Origin of the sequence: Phyllobacterium sp. 22552 (genome assembly GCF_052044585.1) — a bacterium.
Taxonomy (GTDB): domain Bacteria; phylum Pseudomonadota; class Alphaproteobacteria; order Rhizobiales; family Rhizobiaceae; genus Phyllobacterium; species Phyllobacterium ifriqiyense.
In genome coordinates this window covers 111,150-129,998 of the sequence record NZ_JBQENG010000003.1, presented here as the reverse complement: position 1 = coordinate 129,998, position 18,849 = coordinate 111,150, and the positions used below count along the sequence as shown (strand labels likewise).

The following is an 18,849-nucleotide window of genomic DNA, read 5'->3' as shown; positions in this document are numbered from 1 at the left end:
ATGTTCGCATGAAAGGGAATAATCATGGCATTCGAAGACGTCAAAGCCAGAATCGCACTTTTGGTTGAAGAGATGGTCAAGCGGCCAGCGGATGCCCATGAAATCCATGAAACCCTGCGCGAACATTTGAATGAGCTCAGGGCCATGGGCATGCCCTTGCCCGATGACCTTGTAGCGCTTGAACGCAAGCTCGAGACTGATTTCGATTCATAACCGCCATTATAGCGGCCCATTGAAATTATCGTCGAGCCGTCCGTCGACAGAGTGCCTGCGTCTGTAGCCCGTTGAGCTCCTGCCATCCAGGGCTCCAATATCACGCATCATATGGTCTGAGAACTCATCCATACGGACATGACTGACAGGCGCGTTTTTGCCGTGCCCGGTTCTCAATCCCTTGATCCAATTTATCCATGCGGAGAATACTGGTTTGGGTGGTGTATGCGCTTTTGACATGTTCATTTCTCTAACTCCGAGTAAAGGCTGTTGGCCCTTTGTTGAAGCGAAGATGCGCCATACCCCAGTTGTTTTCCAACAAAACGGCAAGTAGTATGCATAAGGACAGCTTATGCGAGAAACTTGATGCAACTCCCTCCCTTATCTGCCATCCGGGTTTTTGAAGCCGCTGCACGCCACGGCAATTTTACCAAGGCCGCCGAAGAGCTGGGCATGACCCAAGCGGCTGTGAGCTATCAGATCAAGCTGCTGGAAGAGCGTATTGGGGCGCTGCTGTTTTTACGCAAACCGCGTCAGGTTGTGCTTACTGAAGTGGGCGTCCGGCTTTCTCCAGCGATCAGCGAAGCGTTTGAGCTTATGCGCGCTGCCATCGCCGCCACACGTGAAAATGCTGACGGCGTCTTGACCGTCAATACAATACCGACTTTTGCTTCAAACTGGTTGGTGCCGCGATTGGGGTCCTTCCAGCTTTCACACCCGCAATTGGCGGTACGATTGCAGGCGAGTCGGGAATTGATCGACTTTAACCGCCATCAGGTCGATGTTGCCATCAGGTCGGGAAATGGAAAATGGCCTGGCCTGACGAGCCATAAGCTTTTTGCTGCGGAATTTTCTCCGATGTTGACACCGGCATTGGCTGCCTCGGTCGGAGGGATAGAAACCCCAAGGGATCTTCTCAAATTACCAATTGTCGACACGGGAGATTATTGGTGGAAATTATGGTTCAGGTCGGTAGGCATTGATAATCCGGATCTGAAAGGCGACCCTCGCAACCGCTTTGGCGATCAGCATCTGGAGGGCAAAGCTGTTTTGGCTGGCATGGGCGTTGGAATTCTCACTCCCGCCTTTTATCAATCCGAAATTCAACAAGGTCAGCTTATCCAACCATTCGATATGGTTGGTGCCGATGCGGATCATTTTTATTGGCTGGTCTATCCTGAAGCACGCAGAAATGTCCCAAAGATCCGCGCTTTTCGCGACTGGATGCTGGAGCAAATCGGCAGCAATGGCAATTGAAAAGGGCGGGTTTAATCCCGCCCGCTCCGATCTTTAAAATACTGCGAGATAGCGCAGCAGCGAGATAATACCGATCACCACCACGATGACCTGAATAATCTGCTTGGCACGGCCATCCAGTGGCAGCATCTGGATGAGATAGAGCACGAGAAAAATCACCAGAACGGTGATCAAAAGACTGATCAAAATCGACATTATTTATTTCCTGTTTTCGGGATCAATACGAGTGTAGCCCTTAGAAACTCTCGTGAGCCGGCTTTTGTTCCATGCAATGCACGTAAAGAGTGCATTGTGCTCGTCCTGCATTGTTTGCTCTGGGCTGCACTGATAGTTTGCGGCAACCGCCATGCTTTCAGGAAATACCCATGCGCTCCTTGTTTCATTTTGCCTATCATGTAACCGATCTCGATGAAGCTCGTCGCTTCTATGGCGAGATTCTTGGCTGCGAGGAGGGTCGCAGCACGGAAACATGGGTTGATTTCGATTTCTTTGGTCATCAGATTTCGCTGCATTTAGGCAAGCCATTCGAGACAACCAATACCGGCAAGGTGGGAGATCACATGGTGCCCATGCCGCATTTCGGCATCATACTTGCGCTTGAAGATTGGAACAGGCTGGCAGATCGGCTGAAGGCTGCAAATGTGGAATTTGTCATGCCACCGGTTGTACGCTTTAAGGGCGAGCCGGGCGAACAATGGACAATGTTCTTCCGCGATCCGTCAGGCAATCCCATCGAAGTCAAAGGCTTTGCCGACTTCGCCAGCATCTACGCCAAGTAGCTTAAAATTCATGGAAGTGCCGCCGTCCAATATCAAGGCTGCGTTCTGGATGACCGGATCGCTGGCAGCCATCATTCTGATGGCGGTTTCCGGTCGCGAAGCTTCCAAAGAGCTGAATGTCTTTCAGATCATGGAGATGCGGTCGTTGATCGGCCTCGCCATGCTTTATCCGCTTATCCGCTCATCGGGCGGTATAAGAGCGATGCGAACCAGCCGCATCTGGCAGCATTTGGGCCGTAATACCGCACATTATGCCGGTCAGTTTGCATGGTTGATGGCGCTGTCAATGATCCCATTGGCGCAGCTCATTGCAATAGAATTCACCACGCCAGCCTGGACCGCGATCATGGCCGTGGCGTTTTTGGGCGAGCGGCTCAATATCTGGCGCATGCTTACAATAGCGCTTGGAATTATCGGCGTGATCATCATCGTTCGCCCCGGTATCGGCACCATTGAAATCGGTCAATTGATCGTGCTTGGCGCCGCTTTTACCTTCGGGATTTCTTTCACTATGGTCAAATCTCTGACGCGCACGGAAAGCGTGGTCAAGATCATTTTCTGGATGCTGGTCATTCAGTCGGGCATAGGTCTTTTACCTGCCCTGTATAGCTGGCAATGGCCGAGCCTACACGTCATGCCATGGGTTATCATTATTGCCTTCACCGGCACATTCTCGCATTTCTGCATGGCGAAAGCTTTGCTCTATGCCGATGCCACTGTGGTCATTCCCATGGATTTTCTTCGCGTGCCCCTCACCGCAATCGTCGGCTGGCTGGTCTATTCCGAACATATCGATGTCTATACTGCCATCGGCGCGGCGCTGATCCTTTCGGGCAATTTGCTCAACCTCAAGAATCGCAAGGCCTAGAGAGGTCTATTCGTCGGGCTTCTGCATGTCTGATTCATCGGCGTCATTCTTGGCCAGATCCTCCATTCGCGCTTCCGCAGCAGAGGACAGATGCGACCAGATTTTTGCAAGGCTGCCAGCGGCGCGGCTATAGGTTTCGTCAAGCCCCGGCCTGTTGACCAGTTCCTGAACCTCCTTGAAATCATCGACACCTTTTTGAATTACCCGGTGCAGCCTGGAAACCTGTTCCAGCGTAAGGCTGGGCTTTGAAAGGGCCGCTGGAACCTGCTTTACAAGCTGCTGAACCAGATCGGCATGCTGCTTGAGCCGCGCGACCCCAGTGTTTTGTATCTTTCCATCTTCTGTCATGGCTGCATATTCGCCTGCATCCGGCACGAAAGACAGCCCATATTGCTAATTAATGCTGAATCTGGGGTGTCACGTCGGGCAGCCCAACCGAATGCGCTATCCGATGTAACTTGCTTGGCTCGGCCTCAGCGCCCGTCTCGATACCATTGAGCTCTTCCACGGTCAGGCCGCTGGCAATTGCGAGATCTTCGACCGTATAACCGAATTTTTCCTTGATTGTTTTTACAAGATTGACCCCGGCAGTGATCGCGGAGGCTGTTGTTTCAATCACATCGGCCATTGTCATCTCCTTGTTTGGAAAATTTGCGTCTCCGGTAATGCGCCGCCGCGAATTTGGTTCCTATGCTTTCGGCATATTCTCCGCCAGAAAATCAATAAATGTGCGCACGCGAGTAGCCAGGTAATCATGCCCGACAAATACAGCATTGATCTGCTCCATATCGCCAGCATTGTAATCCTCCAGAATGACCTCCAGCCGACCGGCTTCTATGTCATCGGCCAGATGAAAATATCCGAGGCGCGCTATGCCCAACCCAGCCAGACACATCTGCCGCACGATTGCGCCGCTGCTCGCCAGAAAATTGCCGGAAATACCCATCCGCTCGATTTCACCGGTATCGCGATTTTTGAATGGCCACTCCTCAAGAGCGCGGCGGAAATTGAAATTCAGGCAATTGTGCTTCTCTAGATCGGCTGGCTGCTTGGGCCTGCCTCGCCTTGCAATGTAGTCCGGAGATGCAACTACAACCTTGCGGCTTTCACACAGTTTGCGTGCTTTCAGGTTCGAGTCGCGCATGGGGCCAACGCGAATTGCGATATCTGCTCGCTCGCCGATAAGATCGACCACGCGCTCGCTCAGGGTGAAATCAAGTTCTACCTCGGGGTATAATTCCAGAAATTTCGGCATAAGCGGAAGGATGAGAAATTGACCGACCGCAACCGACGAATTGACCCGCAACAATCCATGCGGCGCGACCGATGCGCCAGAGGCGACGACACGCTCGGTTTCTTCTATTTCAGAAATGATCCGTAGCGCACGCTGGCGGTAAATCTCGCCTTCAGGCGTCAATTGCAATGAGCGTGTCGAGCGTACAAGCAAGCGTGTACCGAGCCGATCCTCGATACGGCGGATCATTTTACTGACCGCCGATGGCGAAAGGCCAAGCTTTCTGCCTGCCGCAGAAAAACTGTCCAATTCAACCGCCGTCACGAAGACGTCCATTTCTCCGGCTCTATTATCCATATCAGACCCGCTACCGCTTATGAATTAGTTTCACAACAGCTGGTCGATAACAAGGAATTATCACACTGGCTGTTTAAGCCCATATGAGGCTTTGGATCATCAGATTTTGTAGCTGCCGCAAATGAGAGGAATAAAGAATGTTCAATGTAAGCGCTCATGGAGCAAAAATTCCGGCAATCGGGTTTGGCACGTTCCGTATGCCTGGCGCGGATGTGCTTCGCATGGTTCCCGCTGCTCTGAAGCTCGGCTATCGCCATATTGATACCGCACAGATCTACGGCAATGAAGCTGAGGTGGGTGAAGCAATCAAGAACTCCGGCGTCTCGCGCGGCGATATATTCCTGACCACCAAGGTTTGGGTCGATAAATACAAGCATGATGATTTCATCAAATCGGTCGATGACAGCCTGTCGAAACTAAAGACAGACTATGTTGACCTCCTGTTGCTGCATTGGCCAAAGAGCGATGTGCCTCTGGCCGAACGCATTGGAGCGCTCAACGAAGTCCGCGATGCGGGCAAGGTCCGTAATATCGGCGTCAGCAATTTCAGTTCAGCCCTCATGGCTGAATCAGTCAAGTTGAGCAAAGCTCCGATCGTGACAAATCAGGTGGAATATCACCCCTATCTCGATCAAAGCACTGTGTTGAAGGCCGCGCGGGATAGCGGCATGAGCATCACCGCCTATTATGCCATGGCCGATGGCAAAATCATTGGCGATCCGGTCATCAAGGCAATCGCCGCAGCCCATGGCAAGAGCGAAGCGCAGGTTGTTCTGCGTTGGCTCATTCAGCAAGAAGGCGTCATCACGCTTTCCAAAACTGTCAGCGAAGAACGCGCCAAGAGCAATTTCGAGATCTTTGATTTCGAACTGACCAATGAAGAAATGCAGGCCCTGCATGCACTTGCCAAGCCAGATGGACGGATTGTCAATCCGGGCCATCTTGCTCCAAAGTGGGATTAACTCTCCCCAACTTTGCTATTGGAACGCGGCATCTCCTCAACCGAGGAGGTGCCGCAGTCGCGTTTAGACCTATCTGTGAATTGAATTCATAACCATTGAGCATGATCTGGTCATTATCAATGGAATTGCGATGGCTCATATTGGGGGCAACCAACCGGCCATCAGTAATTTCTATTTGAGGGCTGGCTTAACGCAGCATCCAATCAAAGGATAGGATCATGCCTCTCGCACTTCTGGCGCTGACGATCAGCGCCTATGCCATCGGAACGACAGAGTTCGTCATTGTGGGCCTCTTGCCCACAGTTGCCAGCGATTTGAATATTACACTGCCGCTTGCCGGGCTTATCGTCAGCGTTTATGCGCTTGGCGTCACCTTCGGCGCCCCCATACTGACCGCCCTCACAGGCAGGATCGAGCGCAAGCCCTTGCTGCTCGGTCTCATGGCCCTGTTCGTCGTCGGCAACACGGCGGCAGCACTCTCGCCTACCTATGAGCTATTGCTCGTCGCCCGCGTCATCAGCGCATTTGCACATGGCGTGTTTTTCTCGGTCGGCGCAACAATCGCCGCTGATCTGGTTGCGCCCAATCGCCGTGCCTCAGCAATCGCCATGATGTTTCTTGGCCTGACTGTTGCTATCGTCACTGGGGTTCCACTCGGCACATTTATCGGCCAGCAACTTGGCTGGCGTGCAACCTTCTGGGCCGTAACCGTGCTTGGCATCATCGCATTCCTTGCCATTGCATTCCTTTTGCCATCCAAGATCGCAAAAGCCGCCCCTGCCCGCATCATTGATCAGATTCGTGTTCTGGGGAGCGGGCGTCTTCTGCTTGCCTTTGCCATGACAGCACTCGGCTATGGCGGCACCTTTGTGATGTTCACATTCCTTGCGCCTGTTCTCGAACAGATCACTGGCTATGCCAATTCCACGGTCAGCCTGATCCTTGTGCTTTATGGCCTGTCCATCGCCGTTGGAAATATGGTCGGTGGTCGTGTCGCCGATGGCAATCCGGTCAGAGCGCTTGCAGTCATGTTCCTCTTACAGGCGATTGTCTTGGCGGCGTTCACCTTCACCGCCACATCGCCGGTCTGGGCGCTGGTAACTCTGGCCGCTTTAGGGGCATTGTCCTTCTCCAATGTGCCCGGCCTCCAGCTCTATGTGGTGCAACTCGCCAAGATCCATACACCTGAAACGGTTGACGTGGCTTCGGCGCTGAACATCGCTGCCTTCAACCTTGGCATTGCCGGTGGTGCCTTCCTTGGCGGCATTGTCGTTGCTTCGCCGCTTGGCCTTGGTGCCACACCCTGGGTTGGCTCGCTGCTTGTTATCGGTGCGCTTGGCCTTACCCTTTGGAGCCAGATGCTCGACCGACGCGAGTCTGCCCGGGTTCTCGCCCACGCCTGACAGGCTCAAAACTTGGCAGCCTTGTAAAAATCGGTAAGGTCAGCATGAGATTCGCAAGAGGTGTTTCATGCTGGCCGAAGTGGCACTGCCCATCAAGCTGACTTTCAAGCTCTGGTTGCGCTTCTGGCCCCAATTGGTGGCGGTGGTGCTTCTGGGACTTACTGCTTCCCATATATTGATGCATCTGGCTGTCAAAACAGCCTATATAAACCATTATGCCGGGCTTGGCGTGTTGACCCTCGTTGCGCTTACGCAGCTGGTAACAACTGTTTCCATGATCCAGATTGTGCGCCCGGGACTGCCTTCTGTCAGCGCTGCCCAAGCACAATCTGACAAGGCAGCGGCGGGCAGCGGCTCCGGATTTTCCCGTTTGACGACGATTATCGCTGTCGCCCTTATACCGTTCTTTGCCTATTATGCAGCCTGGGGTTTTCTTGGCGATACGGTTCGCCAATATTCCCGTTTGGCCCTGTCGATGATGCCCTTTGGCGGAAATGGCAATGTCTTGGATGTCCTAGACTCCAAATGGATATTGCTGTCCGTTGCGCTCTCCTGGCTTGTTCGCTGGTTTGCCAAGACCATGAAAGAACGCACAAAGCGATCTTTCTGGGAAATCGTCATTGTGGTTTGCGAAACCAACTGGATTTTCATCGGTCTCTACATTATCAGCCGCTGGAAAGATGACTGGATGCAGGCACTGGTCAATGGCAAACTATGGTCATGGTTTGAGCAATTGCTTGCCGGGATCGCTCAACCTGTTTCGGTTGCCTATGCGGCGACAATGATCCCGGTAGAACAGATTCCCGAAAGCTTTGGCACAATTGCCACCAACCTGTTTTTCCACGCGCTTTTACCCGTGATCTGGCTGGTCATGATTGCGCTGGTCTATGGCTATGATGTTCGTGACCAGACAGAACTCATGCGGGTGCATCACCGGGTCGAGCGTTTTGGCGAACGCTACCAGGCAGTGCCTAAATTTATCCGAGACTTTATCAATCACTTCGTCAGCGGCTATCGCTCACGTTATCTTCCAATCGCCAATGGCGTGCGGCTGACACTGAATTCCGGGCTGCTGCTTATCATCACGCTGATTCTTGGCTATCGCTTTATCGAGTGGGTGGCCGCTTGGGCGTGGCTGGGCGCAGCCCATATAATCGGCCCGCAACCCGGCAGGATTTGGGAATTTGCTGGCAATGCGATTGTCTTTTTATTGGGCAGCCCGATGCAGGATTCTTCCACCGGCCTGCTCGTGGAGCCCTTGCGCATTTGTTTCCTCGCCGCGATTTTGGAAACAGCCTTCTCGATGAGAAAGACAGAGCCTCAATCGGACACCAGCCTTGTGGCGAAGCCAATCTGATCTATTCGGTGCGGGCGAACCTCAGATAATAAGGCCGCTCGCTATAGACACCCAATGTCGGTCGCAATTCACCTGCCACATCGCTTGGCACGAGGAACCGCTCTTCGATCACCATTCTTGTGCCTTTTTCCGCTCCTGAAAATATGGCCGACGTGCATGTCTGGATACCCTCTTTTGCAGGGCGCATTCCGGGAATGGACGTTGGAGACCAAGAGCGACCAGCCTTGTCTGTCAGTCGGATTGCACACATGAGCCATCGCTCCTGCAAATTGGTATCGCCGATCTCCACGAGAAATCTTGCAATCACAGGCACGGAACCTGCGGACAGCGAGCCGGGGCGAATGCCCTCTTCCACCTTCCGCGTCCCGTAAAACTGCCAGTCGCTGCCACCATAATGCTTGACCTCACCCGCAGCCACTTCAGTGGGGTAAAGATCGGTGTAACGGCTCATTTCCACATAGTCGCCATAACTGATGGTGAACAATGAGACCGGGACAATCACCAGCTGGGCCCACAGGCAGCGGCGGCGCCAGCGACGCTCGGAAGTTTGGGTACCCTGATCCGTCACAGCCATCGCGTCAGCTTCCCGCAGCCGGTTGTGGACGTGATATGTCGAAACGATCGACGATCAACGGCATGCCATCATTGAATTTTTTGAAGTCGTCGATTTTGATCCGCGCTTCGGAATCCAATGAGGGTTTCATCTGCGCCGATAGAAGCAGCGTCGCGCCATTGACCTGATCAGGCAATATCTCAAACGCCAGTTGCACCTGTTTCGGCAATCCGGGCTCGAGCATGTAAGGCGGTTGTCCGGGCAACCAGCCAACGCGATTGCTTTGTGCAAATCTGAGGCCGGTAGGTCCTCGCCAGATGGCCGTTGAAACACCCGTACTTTTGGTTGTTGCAGCAAGCTCTACCAAGGCGACCGCCCAAAGACCGGAGGTCGTAAGCACCTTTTCTTTTCCGAACTGGGTATAAGTCAATTCGCGCGCAAAAATCACCTGATTGAGCGTTACGTCAAATTCGCGTGTGTGCACTCGATCATGCATCTTGCCATAAGCAGCAATCGGCCCTGTGAGTTCGCCATAACGCGGTTTCGTCACCCACATGCCGTACAGCAAGGCCACCGCCACAAGGATGACGGCAATATTCGCCAAGCGGCGCATCAGCCCTGCTCCCTTTGCAGCGGCAAGCGCACCGAACCCACAATGCTTTTGCTCCACCACCCCGGCGTTCCGGTCAAATTGTTGCGATGCTTGAATCCCCAAGCCTCAATTGCCAGTTCTACATCATTGCCCGCCACCACATCGCTGGGCATCAGCCAGACATAAACCATTTTCTCCGGCATTCCGGGTTGCAGATTTGGCGACATGGATTCATCGCGCGTAAGATAGACCATCGGTTGTTCGGTCTTTTCTGCAATATTGGCAGGCCATTGAAAGATTTTGTAATAGCCGCTATCGGACTCGATCGTGCGGTTCATCAATTCCACTTCAAGGATGATCGCCTTTTGCCCGTCCTTCGGTGTCGTGCTGTAAACTTTCTGGTCAGTTACCCGAATTGAAAGAGGCTTGATAAGCCACTTTCCCGCCTCCATGGATTGACCGGCTGTAATTTGCGGAAGCTGCGGCTTTTCAGCCGCTTCAAATGCTCCCAATACAAAGGCGAGCCCCAACGCCGCGAATGAACCAAACCCTGCTGTCAGCCAGGCCGTAGCCTTGCTGCGAAACGTGACGAAATGGGACCACATCTATCTGCGTCTCTCCACAACCGTTCCGTAACCCAAAAAATGAGTCGCGCTGGACAGACCATGCAACAGCAAGGGGGTGTTTTTCAACCCTGCGGAGAAACCGTCCCGATAAGGCTACTTATGTGCGACTTGCGGCAGATAGGCATTAACAAGACTTACAACCTGCGCATCGCGCTGTCTGGCAGTTTCGCCGCCCATCACGACAGCGACGAGCTGGCGGCCATTATCACTGATCGATGTGACGATATTGAAACCGGAGGCGCGAACATAGCCTGTCTTGATGCCATCTGCGCCGTTCAACTGGGCCAGAACACGGTTATGTCCACGGATGATTTTGCCGTCGAACATGAAATCCTGTGCTCCGAAGTAATGATATTGCTGCGGATAATGCTTACGCAAAGACAAGCCCAGCAAAGCCATATCTCGCGCAGTGGTAATCTGCTGCGCGTCGGGCAACCCGGAAGCGTTGTGAAAAATCGTGCCGCGCATACCGAGCTGTCGGCCTTTTGCGGTCATCTGGGCCGCAAATTGCTCTTCAGTTCCGCCCAGATACTCAGCTAAAGCCACGGCAACATCATTAGCGGATTTAACCACCAGCGCCTTGATTGCTGTATCCACATCAATCGTTCTGCCGGGTTTAAGACCAAGCTTGCTTGGTGCCTGCGAGGCCGCACGAGCCGAAATCGGTATCTGCGTATCCTTGCTGATCCGCCCCGATTGCAACGCCTCGAATGTCAGATAAAGCGTCATCATTTTGGTAAGCGATGCCGGTATGCGCGGCAGATCGGCACCCGCTTGATAAAGCACGGCACCCGTGCTGCCATCAACCACGATGGCAGCGGATTTTTCAGTCGTTGGGGCTGGCGTAATTGCCCCAACGGAATCGAGCGACGTTGCCGTCGTGCATCCACTTGCAACGCTTAAGGTCAGACCCAACACAGCTACGAATTTCACGACAGGATGCAAAAACATGGATACTCGCGGCATATTGTGGTTGGACCAGATGCGCCTTGTTAGCTGATTTCAGCGGCAACGCCAAGCGGTCGCATGAGCATCAGGCTGTCAGAACAACCTTGACGCTGCGCGACCTGTCTAATGCTGTGCGGAAGGCCTCCGGCGCGTCGGCGAGTTTGTATTCGCCTGTTACCAGCTTGAGGACATCAATCTTGTTTTCAACAATCAATTCCACAGCCTCGAAGAATTCATCGCCAAAGCGGAATGTGCCGATCAGATCGAGTTCCTTGGACATGACCGCATTGGCAGGCACGGGAATTGATCCACCGGCAAGATTGCCGACCTGAACGACTGTGCCGCCACGCCGCACCGTGCGAATGGCCGAGGCAAGACCTGCAGGGGTGCCGGAGATTTCAAAAGCAATGTCGAATGGTGTTGCCGCAGCAACTTCGGCCAATCTTTCCTCTCCGCCGGAGACATCGACGATCTGGTCTGCGCCCAGCTCTTCGGCAAACTTCAACGGTGCAGCCGCGATATCGACCATTGTCACGGATTCCGCCCCCGCATGTTTCAGTGCCAGCAATGTTAACAGTCCGATTGGTCCGGAGCCGAAAATGATCGTTGAAGTCCCTTTTACATGCCCTGCGCGCCGAACGGCATGCAGGCAGACCGCAAGGGGTTCAGCCAATGCCGCAGCTTGGAATGGCAGATCGTTCGGGACTTTGACGCATTGCGCGGCAACCGCGTCAAACACACTGGCGAAACCGCCCTGCATGTGAGGCGTCTTGGATGCAGAACCCATGAAATAGATATTTTCGCAAAGGTTCGGGCGTCCCTCATGGCAATAGGCACAGGTTCCGCACCAACGGGACGGGTTTACGGCAACCCTGTCGCCAACGGCAATACCAGTAACGTCGCGGCCGATTTCGATGATCTCACCGGCAACTTCATGGCCGAGAATGAGCGGCGAAGTGACCACGAAATCGCCCGTCTTTGCATGCCGGAAATAGTGCATGTCAGAGCCACATATCCCGCCGGCTCCGAACTTGACCCGCGCCATATTGGGCGCGAGTTCTCCAAGTTCAATGTCAACGACGCGGAGATCTTCCGCTGCAAAAAGCGTGGCAGCGATACCTTTATTACTCATTTTATCAGGCCTAGTTGGGTTGGGAGCCAAAGTGTAATCGCCGGAATGAAGGTGATGGCGATCAGTGCGATGAAGAGCGGCACCAGCCAGGGCAGAATTGCCATGGTGGTTCGCTCCACGGAAAGCTTCGCGACGCGGGACAGTACAAACAGCACCATGCCCAGCGGCGGATGCAACAGACCGATCATGAGATTAAGCGTCATGATCAGTCCGAAATGAACCGGATCAATGTCGAAACCCAAGACCAGCGGCAAAAGGATCGGCACAAGAATTGTGATTGCCGCAATGGTATCGAGGAAGCAACCGACAAACAGCATCAGTATATTGACCAGTATCAGGAACACCCATTTGCTGTCGGTAATCGAGAGGATGGCCGCAGAAAGAAGCTGCGCCGCCTGACTGACCGTCAGGAGCCAGGCGAAAACCGAAGCGGCAGTGACAATAAAGAGCACGGAAGCGGTGGTCTCGATTGTATCAAAGCTCGCTTTGGCGAGACTAGCCATTGTCATGGTACGATAGCGTACCAACCCAAGAAACAGTGACCAGAGAACTGCGGCAACGGCTGCCTCTGTCGGTGTAAACCAACCCATGGTCATGCCGCCAATAAGGATCACAGGTGTCATCAGTGCCATGACGGCGGAAAAGTCGAAATACCAGTCGGCAGCCAGCAGAACCACAAGTGCAATGCCGACCGAAGCATTTATAGACAAGCCGGTAAGCGTGAGCAGATAGATGAGGACTGGCACGCAGGCGACGACGACGATTTCCAGCGACGCTTCAAGCAGATTCTTGAGTTCGAATGGCGTGTCGGAACCCCAGCGCTTCACATAAGCGAAGATAGCAACCGTAATCATCATCAAGACGGTCATGACAATTCCCGGGACGATACCGGCCATAAACAGCGCGCCAATCGAAACATTGGCCATCATGCCATAGATCACAAAAGGCAGTGATGGCGGGAAAATAGGGCCAAGCGTTGCCGAAGCTGCCGTAACGCCAACCGCTGCTTCCACCGGATAGCCATGATCCTTCATCGCCTTGATTTCGATTGTGCCGATACCGGCGGCATCGGCCAGTGCCGTTCCCGACATGCCAGAAAAGATTACCGAGCCAATAATATTGACCTGCGCCAGTCCGCCCTTCATCCATCCCACAAGCGAAACCGCAAAGGAATAGATGCGGCCTGTCACACCGGCCGAATTCATCAGATTGCCGGCAAGAATGAAAAACGGCACGGCGAGCAGCGGAAAGCTCTCAACCCCGGCGATCATGCGCTGGGCGACAATAATGTCGGGTGCAACACCGAAAAACACGAGATAGAGCACTGACGCCACGGCCATCGAAATGGCGACCGGCACACCGACAATCATCAATAGTAGAAATGAACCAACAAGCAGCAACATTGATCAGCCCTCGACGCTCTGGAATTCTTCGGGACGTTCCAGAACGGAATAGCCACGGCGGATATTGGCAATAAAAACCTGAATGGAACGAAGCAGCATCAGGACGAAAGATAAGAGAACCCCATAAAAAACGATGTTGCGGGGCAGATCGATTGTCACCATCATTTCGTCAGCAACAATCTCGACATAGCGCCACATCAACCATACAGCGTAAACGAAGAAGCCAATGCGAACGAGATCAACAAAAGTTGCAAGAATGCGGGCAATGGGAGCAGGCAGATAGTGGTAGAGCACGTCTACCTGAATATGGCGCGAAACACGCACACACATGACAGAGCCGAGAAATACGACGCCGATCAGGCAATTGATCGCGATTTCCTCTGTCCAGGCATAGCTGTCATTGAGAACATAACGCGTGAAAAACTGCAAAAAAACGCAGCCGGTCATCAGCCAGAAAACAACGAGTGTCAGCCAGTCTTCAACCGCATATTCGCGCAGGTTAATAACCGGCGCCGCATCCTCGAATGAATGGGCAATTTCTTCCGCTGTGATCTGTGTATGAACTTCCTTGGACATGGCTGTCTCCGTCCTCAGGGCAGAAAAAGAGGCCGGGAGCCAAGGCTGCCCGGCCAGACTGATAGGTTACTTGATGGCGCGAATGGCTTCCCAGTCGGACTTTTCGTAACCGAAGTCTTCGAACTTCACCTTCTCCAGAACGGTCTTTTCAAAGTCAGCCTTGTCGACATCGGTGACTGACAGGCCGCGCTCCTTGAAACTCGCAACAAGTTCCTTTTCCCTGGCGGCAATCGTCTTGGTGGTCTTTTCGGCGGCTTCCTGCATCACATCGCCGAAGATTTTCTTGTCTTCGTCGCTAAGGCTGGCCCAAAGCTGCTTGGAAATGACGGTATTCAGGTGATCGACAATATGGCCGGTCAAAATGATGTTCTTCTGAACTTCGAAGAACTTCTTGGCCTCAATCGTCGTCAGCGGATTTTCCTGCGCTTCGACAGTGCCGTTCTGCAATGCCAGATAGACTTCGGCAAAAGCGATTGGCGTCGTGTTGGCGCCGCAGGCACGCGGCATTGCCAGATAGGCTGGAACGTCCGGGACACGGATTTTCAACCCGGCCATATCCGAACACTTGGCGATGGGCCTGTTGGCGGTAGTGTGACGCGTGCCATAATAGCTGACCGATGCAATATGATTGCCGGTCTTTTCCTCATAGCCAGCGGCAAGCCGCTTGAAGACATCGCTTTTGGTATAGGCGATCAGATGGTCGGAATCGCGGAAGATATAGGGGAAATAGGTAACGCCGATCGGCTTGGAATCACGGGCAGCAAAGCTTGAACCCGAAATGATGATATCGACTGTACCGAGCTTCAATCCCTGGTTGATGTCAGCTTCCTTACCAAGCTGAGATGCAGGGAACACGTCAATCTTGTAACGGCCATTGGTGCGCTTGGCGATTTCTTCCGCCGCCCATACGGACTCCGTATGGAATGGTTCGGACGTCTCATACACATGAGCCCATTTCAGCGTGGTCTGCGCCTGTGCAACCACTGCCGAAATGGCAAGCGCCGCAGCGGCGCCAAGAAGTGTAGCCAGTTTGAATTTCATTGTTATTCCTCCCTTATTGAATTTAGTTCGCGTTATTTCTGTCGAGACATCTTTGCAGATTGGTCTCTTTCCGTTTCCAGCTCCTCGTCGAAACTTCTGGAAAATCTCAGCTGCGATTGATGCAGATGATATTGCATCGCAGATTTTGCACGAGCGGGATCACCACCTGCTATGGCATCGCGTACTGCACGGTGCTCCTCAAAAGCCTCCCGCCATGAAGCCGCACTCTCGAAATAACTGGCCAGCCTGGTGAAATAAGGCGTCATGCGCTGGTCGAATAACTCTCCGACAACGCGGTCGAGCGCGGAATTTTCCATGATGCCGGCAATGGTCGTGTGGAAGGTGCGATCAAGCGCAATCGACACCTGCGGGTTGTTGAATGTGCGCGCCATTTGCGTCAGCACATCGTCCATCGCTTCTATATGTTTCGTTGTCACTGTGCGGGCGGCTTCTTCGGCAATAGCGCACTCGATCAGCGCGCGTGCCCGCAATAGCTCGAACGGCCCTTCAAGCTCGTCAGGCTGAATCCGCAGGTGTTTCTCCCGCGGCGACCGCGCCACGTAAACACCTGATCCCATGCGAATATGGATGAGCCCCTCGACCTCGAGGGCAATTAAAGCCTCACGAATGGTGGGACGGGAAACGCCAAGTTCCTCCGCCAGTTCACGCTCACCGGGCAAACGCTCTCCGACACCAAGCTGACCATGTTCGATCTGGCTTCGTATCTGGTCTGCCACCTGCCGGTAAAGCCGGCGTGACTGAATGGCTGCGAACATTTAAACCTCCCCACCCGGCTTCCCATTTCCGGCAACTGGTAAACTGGCCTTACCAATATATAACTGATACATTGATATATATGAGCGAGTCAACCGCTGGTTCGGATCGGTTTTAACAGGGCAGGTTTTCGCAACTTGTCTCACCTTGGCGGGGCGCTCATGAGCATTGTTACATTTTGTATCAGAAAGTGATTGCCTCTAAACCGAACGAACGCGCTATGAGAAACCAATCGTTAAAAGAGATGCTTCGTCAAACCGGTGATAAATGCTGCCTGATACACGATCACTTCGGACATTTGCCTGCTTGAGTTTCGCCTTGGTTTTGGGCGCTTGCACCACGACTGATCCCAAGCTGCCCGAGGCTGCATCACTGCCAATTCCTGAACAATCTCCGCGTGTTGCTGCGGCCGAAGCGCCCGCTAATTCCGATGTGGCCACGGACAGCAAGAGCACCGTCACGGTTGCCACAAGCACGAAAAGCGCCCCTGAATTCAAAGATAACGGTACGCCGCTCGACAGTTTGATTTCAAAATATTCGGTTGCCTACGAAGTGCCTGAATCGCTGGTTCGCCGCATTGTGCATCGGGAAAGCCGCGGTAATCCACAGGCTCGCAACGGTCCCTATTGGGGTCTGATGCAGATGTTGCCCGCGACAGCACGCGGCATGGGTCACACCGGCTCCGCGCAAGATTTGCTGGATGCAGAAACAAATCTCAAATTTGGCGTGAAGTATCTTGCTGGCGCCTACAAGGTTGCCGATAACAATCCTGATCAGGCCGTGCGGCTTTACGCTCGCGGCTATTATTATCAGGCCAAGAAAAAGGGCCTTCTGGAAGAGACCGGCCTGAAACCGTCAAGCACGCCTGTTGCACCCGCGACGATGACGGCGATGGCTCCCGCCGAAACACCGGCTGCCATGCCGGCGCAACTCGCTTATTCAGAAGAACCCGCTGTGGCGTTTCCGGCAGCGATCCCGTTGCCGATGCAACGGCCTGACATTGCTTCGGCAGCCTCCACCAGTGGAGCAACCACAGGCTTGAGCAACGCGACACCAGCCAGCACCGCCGCTCCACTCTGAAATCAAAACTGCACCGGTGCTGCTAGGCCGCCCACCAGCGATGGAAGTGGTGAACCGGCCCACGCCCGCTGCCGACTTTGAGCATTTCGCCAGCCGCCATGGCAGCCGTCAGATAGTCCTTGGCTTCACTAACGGCACCATGCAGAGCCATTCCTTTTGCCAGGCCAGCGGCAATGGCAGACGCTAGTGTGCATCCAGTACCATGATCATTGACTGTCTTGATACGCGGCGTCGAAAATCGCTCCATTCCGGACCCATCAAGCAGAATATCGGTGCTCATATCCCCCTTGGCATGTCCGCCCTTTATAAGTACGGCTGAGGGACCGAGTTCGAGCAGCTTTTTCGCTTGCCGCACCATCTGGGCTTCATCTTCGGCAATCGGCATATTTGTTAGCAAGGCCGCCTCCGGCAAATTGGGAGTCAGCAGCAGCGCGCGCGGCAAGAGAAGCTGGCGCAGAGCGTCGATTGCCGCTGGCTCCAGCAAAGGGTCGCCCGCAGTTGCAACCATGACAGGATCGAACACCGCTTTGCGCTGCCAGCGATCAAGCCCCTGCGCAATTGTCTCTATGGTTGATACTGTCGATACCATGCCGATCTTGATTGCATTCACCTCAAGGTCGGAAAGAACCGCGTCCATCTGAGCCCGGATGATATCGGGCGAAAGATTCTCAATGGCCGTAACACCATGGGTGTTCTGCGCAGTGATCGCGGTGAGCACACTCGCGCCATAAACACCGAGCGCCGAGAAGGTTTTCAAATCGGCCTGGATTCCTGCCCCGCCGCCGCTGTCAGACCCGGCAATAGTCAGCGCTATTGCGGTCATGCTGGCTCTCTTACCTGCAATGCCTCATCCACCGCCGACCGCAAAGCTTGCGCCGCTCCTTGCGGATCGTCCTGACGGAAGATCGCAGAAATGACCGCTACTCCATCGGCACCCGCTTCAATGGCAAGCGGCGTGCGCTCCAGCCCAATACCGGCGATAGCGCCTATGGGCAAATGCGGTTTTGCCTTGCGTATGATGGCAGCCAGGCGCTTGAACCCGTCAAAGCCGATCGGTTGCAGATTTTCCTTGGTGGGTGTTTCAAACAGGCCGCCAATACAGGCATAGTCAATATCGCCATCAATCGCTGCTTGCGCGTCCGGTTCATTCTTGACGGTCAGTCCGATAATCGCATTTGGCCCGAGGAGATGTCGGACATCGGCAACCGCCATGTCTTCGCGCCCCACATGGACACCTTCCACGCCTGCGGCAAGCGCAACATCAATCCGGTCATTGACGAGCAGCGGCACGCCTGTCGCCTTGATCGCGGCGTGTATCTGCCGTGCACGATCAATCATGTCACGCGTTGCGGAGTTTTTGTCACGATACTGGATAATTGTTGCACCGCCACGCGCCGCAGCCAGAGCCAGCGCCCCCAAATCCTTGTCAGGGCCAATAGCATCAAAATCGACAATGGCATTCAGGCGGTAATCTACTTTTGTCACGTCACGGACTCCACTTTCAAAACTGGAGACCCGGATATGTGCGAAGAAAGACGAACCAGCGCGATAATTGCTCAATTCCCGTTCCTACGCCGGCATGATCCGGATCAGGTTCAAGGGTCTTGGCTCAGCGCCATCTCAGCATCGTACGATGCCCCCCTCGGAATGAACTCATGATGAGATGGCGCATCGTGGAAGTCAATGCGCAGGTG

The 18,849-nt window shown here is 53.8% G+C and carries 24 protein-coding genes and 1 riboswitch; of the genes, 8 read left to right on the top strand and 16 right to left on the bottom strand.

Annotated elements, in window-relative coordinates; genetic code table 11:
* The first annotated feature begins 24 nt into the window (after nucleotides 1–24).
* On the top strand, nucleotides 25–213 hold the full coding sequence (locus tag ACTJI9_RS07830; RefSeq protein WP_115051470.1) for a hypothetical protein: 189 nt from the start codon (nucleotides 25–27) through the stop codon (nucleotides 211–213).
* 6 nt (nucleotides 214–219) lie between these two features.
* Here the strand turns inward: ACTJI9_RS07830 and ACTJI9_RS07825 are convergent, their stop codons facing one another.
* Nucleotides 220–459 (bottom strand): hypothetical protein, encoded by a 240-nt coding sequence (locus ACTJI9_RS07825; RefSeq protein ID WP_307282276.1) that lies wholly within the window; start codon nucleotides 457–459, stop codon nucleotides 220–222.
* Nucleotides 460–579: 120 nt separating this feature from the next.
* Between ACTJI9_RS07825 and gcvA the strand changes: the two genes are divergently transcribed.
* A complete protein-coding gene (gcvA, locus tag ACTJI9_RS07820) occupies nucleotides 580–1,470 on the top strand; it encodes a transcriptional regulator GcvA (RefSeq protein ID WP_115051472.1) in 891 nt (296 codons plus the stop codon).
* A gap of 33 nt (nucleotides 1,471–1,503) precedes the next feature.
* Here gcvA and ACTJI9_RS07815 read toward each other — a convergent pair whose 3' ends face one another.
* The gene (locus tag ACTJI9_RS07815; RefSeq protein WP_115051473.1) at nucleotides 1,504–1,665 is read right to left on the bottom strand and encodes a Thivi_2564 family membrane protein; all 162 of its coding nucleotides are present in this window, start codon (nucleotides 1,663–1,665) and stop codon (nucleotides 1,504–1,506) included.
* A gap of 170 nt (nucleotides 1,666–1,835) precedes the next feature.
* Here ACTJI9_RS07815 and ACTJI9_RS07810 point away from each other — a divergent pair, with 170 nt between their 5' ends.
* A complete protein-coding gene (locus tag ACTJI9_RS07810) occupies nucleotides 1,836–2,249 on the top strand; it encodes a VOC family protein (RefSeq protein WP_115051474.1) in 414 nt (137 codons plus the stop codon).
* A 10-nt stretch (nucleotides 2,250–2,259) separates the two neighbouring features.
* Nucleotides 2,260–3,117, top strand: coding sequence for a DMT family transporter (locus ACTJI9_RS07805; RefSeq protein ID WP_440807073.1), 858 nt, complete (start codon nucleotides 2,260–2,262; stop codon nucleotides 3,115–3,117).
* Between the two features lie 6 nt (nucleotides 3,118–3,123).
* Here the strand turns inward: ACTJI9_RS07805 and ACTJI9_RS07800 are convergent, their stop codons facing one another.
* From ACTJI9_RS07800 to ACTJI9_RS07790, 3 genes are read right to left on the bottom strand one after another with little or no spacing between them, the layout of a single operon-like run.
* Nucleotides 3,124–3,465: a hypothetical protein gene (locus ACTJI9_RS07800; protein ID WP_354342725.1), complete on the bottom strand. Its 342-nt coding sequence runs from the start codon at nucleotides 3,463–3,465 to the stop codon at nucleotides 3,124–3,126.
* 49 nt (nucleotides 3,466–3,514) lie between these two features.
* Entirely contained in the window at nucleotides 3,515–3,745 is a 231-nt protein-coding gene (locus ACTJI9_RS07795) for an XRE family transcriptional regulator (RefSeq protein ID WP_115051477.1), read from the bottom strand.
* Between the two features lie 60 nt (nucleotides 3,746–3,805).
* Entirely contained in the window at nucleotides 3,806–4,708 is a 903-nt protein-coding gene (locus ACTJI9_RS07790) for a LysR family transcriptional regulator (RefSeq protein WP_115051478.1), read from the bottom strand.
* Between the two features lie 137 nt (nucleotides 4,709–4,845).
* Between ACTJI9_RS07790 and ACTJI9_RS07785 the strand changes: the two genes are divergently transcribed.
* The 3 genes from ACTJI9_RS07785 (at nucleotide 4,846) to ACTJI9_RS07775 (ending at nucleotide 8,430) form a co-directional block, all read left to right on the top strand.
* Nucleotides 4,846–5,670, top strand: a complete 825-nt coding sequence (locus ACTJI9_RS07785) for an aldo/keto reductase (protein ID WP_307282263.1) — start codon at nucleotides 4,846–4,848, stop codon at nucleotides 5,668–5,670.
* 218 nt (nucleotides 5,671–5,888) lie between these two features.
* Entirely contained in the window at nucleotides 5,889–7,073 is a 1,185-nt protein-coding gene (locus ACTJI9_RS07780) for an MFS transporter (RefSeq protein ID WP_440807070.1), read from the top strand.
* A 67-nt stretch (nucleotides 7,074–7,140) separates the two neighbouring features.
* Nucleotides 7,141–8,430, top strand: coding sequence for a hypothetical protein (locus tag ACTJI9_RS07775; protein WP_440807067.1), 1,290 nt, complete (start codon nucleotides 7,141–7,143; stop codon nucleotides 8,428–8,430).
* Nucleotide 8,431: 1 nt separating this feature from the next.
* Here the strand turns inward: ACTJI9_RS07775 and ACTJI9_RS07770 are convergent, their stop codons facing one another.
* From ACTJI9_RS07770 to ACTJI9_RS07730, 9 genes are all read right to left on the bottom strand, one after another.
* Entirely contained in the window at nucleotides 8,432–9,004 is a 573-nt protein-coding gene (locus ACTJI9_RS07770) for a hypothetical protein (RefSeq protein WP_440807065.1), read from the bottom strand.
* 4 nt (nucleotides 9,005–9,008) lie between these two features.
* The gene (locus tag ACTJI9_RS07765; protein WP_115051483.1) at nucleotides 9,009–9,596 is read right to left on the bottom strand and encodes a hypothetical protein; all 588 of its coding nucleotides are present in this window, start codon (nucleotides 9,594–9,596) and stop codon (nucleotides 9,009–9,011) included.
* Complete coding sequence (locus ACTJI9_RS07760) at nucleotides 9,596–10,180, bottom strand: hypothetical protein (RefSeq protein ID WP_440807061.1); 585 nt, start codon at nucleotides 10,178–10,180, stop codon at nucleotides 9,596–9,598. The genes ACTJI9_RS07765 and ACTJI9_RS07760 overlap by 1 nt, the downstream gene beginning before the upstream one ends.
* Nucleotides 10,181–10,294: 114 nt before the next feature.
* Nucleotides 10,295–11,152, bottom strand: a complete 858-nt coding sequence (locus ACTJI9_RS07755; protein ID WP_336440716.1) for a D-alanyl-D-alanine carboxypeptidase family protein — start codon at nucleotides 11,150–11,152, stop codon at nucleotides 10,295–10,297.
* An 82-nt stretch (nucleotides 11,153–11,234) separates the two neighbouring features.
* On the bottom strand, nucleotides 11,235–12,281 hold the full coding sequence (locus ACTJI9_RS07750) for an L-idonate 5-dehydrogenase (RefSeq protein ID WP_336440717.1): 1,047 nt from the start codon (nucleotides 12,279–12,281) through the stop codon (nucleotides 11,235–11,237).
* The gene (locus tag ACTJI9_RS07745; protein ID WP_115051487.1) at nucleotides 12,278–13,684 is read right to left on the bottom strand and encodes a TRAP transporter large permease; all 1,407 of its coding nucleotides are present in this window, start codon (nucleotides 13,682–13,684) and stop codon (nucleotides 12,278–12,280) included. Before ACTJI9_RS07745 ends, ACTJI9_RS07750 begins: the two co-directional genes overlap by 4 nt.
* A gap of 3 nt (nucleotides 13,685–13,687) precedes the next feature.
* Nucleotides 13,688–14,260: a TRAP transporter small permease gene (locus ACTJI9_RS07740; RefSeq protein ID WP_440807058.1), complete on the bottom strand. Its 573-nt coding sequence runs from the start codon at nucleotides 14,258–14,260 to the stop codon at nucleotides 13,688–13,690.
* A gap of 66 nt (nucleotides 14,261–14,326) precedes the next feature.
* A complete protein-coding gene (locus tag ACTJI9_RS07735; protein WP_115051489.1) occupies nucleotides 14,327–15,301 on the bottom strand; it encodes a sialic acid TRAP transporter substrate-binding protein SiaP in 975 nt (324 codons plus the stop codon).
* 32 nt (nucleotides 15,302–15,333) lie between these two features.
* Nucleotides 15,334–16,077, bottom strand: coding sequence for a FadR/GntR family transcriptional regulator (locus ACTJI9_RS07730; protein ID WP_336440720.1), 744 nt, complete (start codon nucleotides 16,075–16,077; stop codon nucleotides 15,334–15,336).
* A 304-nt stretch (nucleotides 16,078–16,381) separates the two neighbouring features.
* Between ACTJI9_RS07730 and ACTJI9_RS07725 the strand changes: the two genes are divergently transcribed.
* Entirely contained in the window at nucleotides 16,382–17,155 is a 774-nt protein-coding gene (locus tag ACTJI9_RS07725) for a transglycosylase SLT domain-containing protein (protein WP_370878774.1), read from the top strand.
* A 22-nt stretch (nucleotides 17,156–17,177) separates the two neighbouring features.
* Here ACTJI9_RS07725 and thiD read toward each other — a convergent pair whose 3' ends face one another.
* Both thiD and thiE read right to left on the bottom strand, forming a co-directional pair.
* Entirely contained in the window at nucleotides 17,178–17,978 is an 801-nt protein-coding gene (gene thiD / locus ACTJI9_RS07720) for a bifunctional hydroxymethylpyrimidine kinase/phosphomethylpyrimidine kinase (protein WP_115051492.1), read from the bottom strand.
* Nucleotides 17,975–18,640 carry a thiamine phosphate synthase gene (thiE, locus tag ACTJI9_RS07715; protein WP_440807053.1) on the bottom strand — a complete coding sequence of 222 codons (666 nt, stop codon included), beginning with the start codon at nucleotides 18,638–18,640 and terminating at the stop codon, nucleotides 17,975–17,977. Before thiE ends, thiD begins: the two co-directional genes overlap by 4 nt.
* A gap of 64 nt (nucleotides 18,641–18,704) precedes the next feature.
* Nucleotides 18,705–18,808, bottom strand: a riboswitch (TPP riboswitch).
* Between the last annotated feature and the right edge of the window lie 41 nt (nucleotides 18,809–18,849).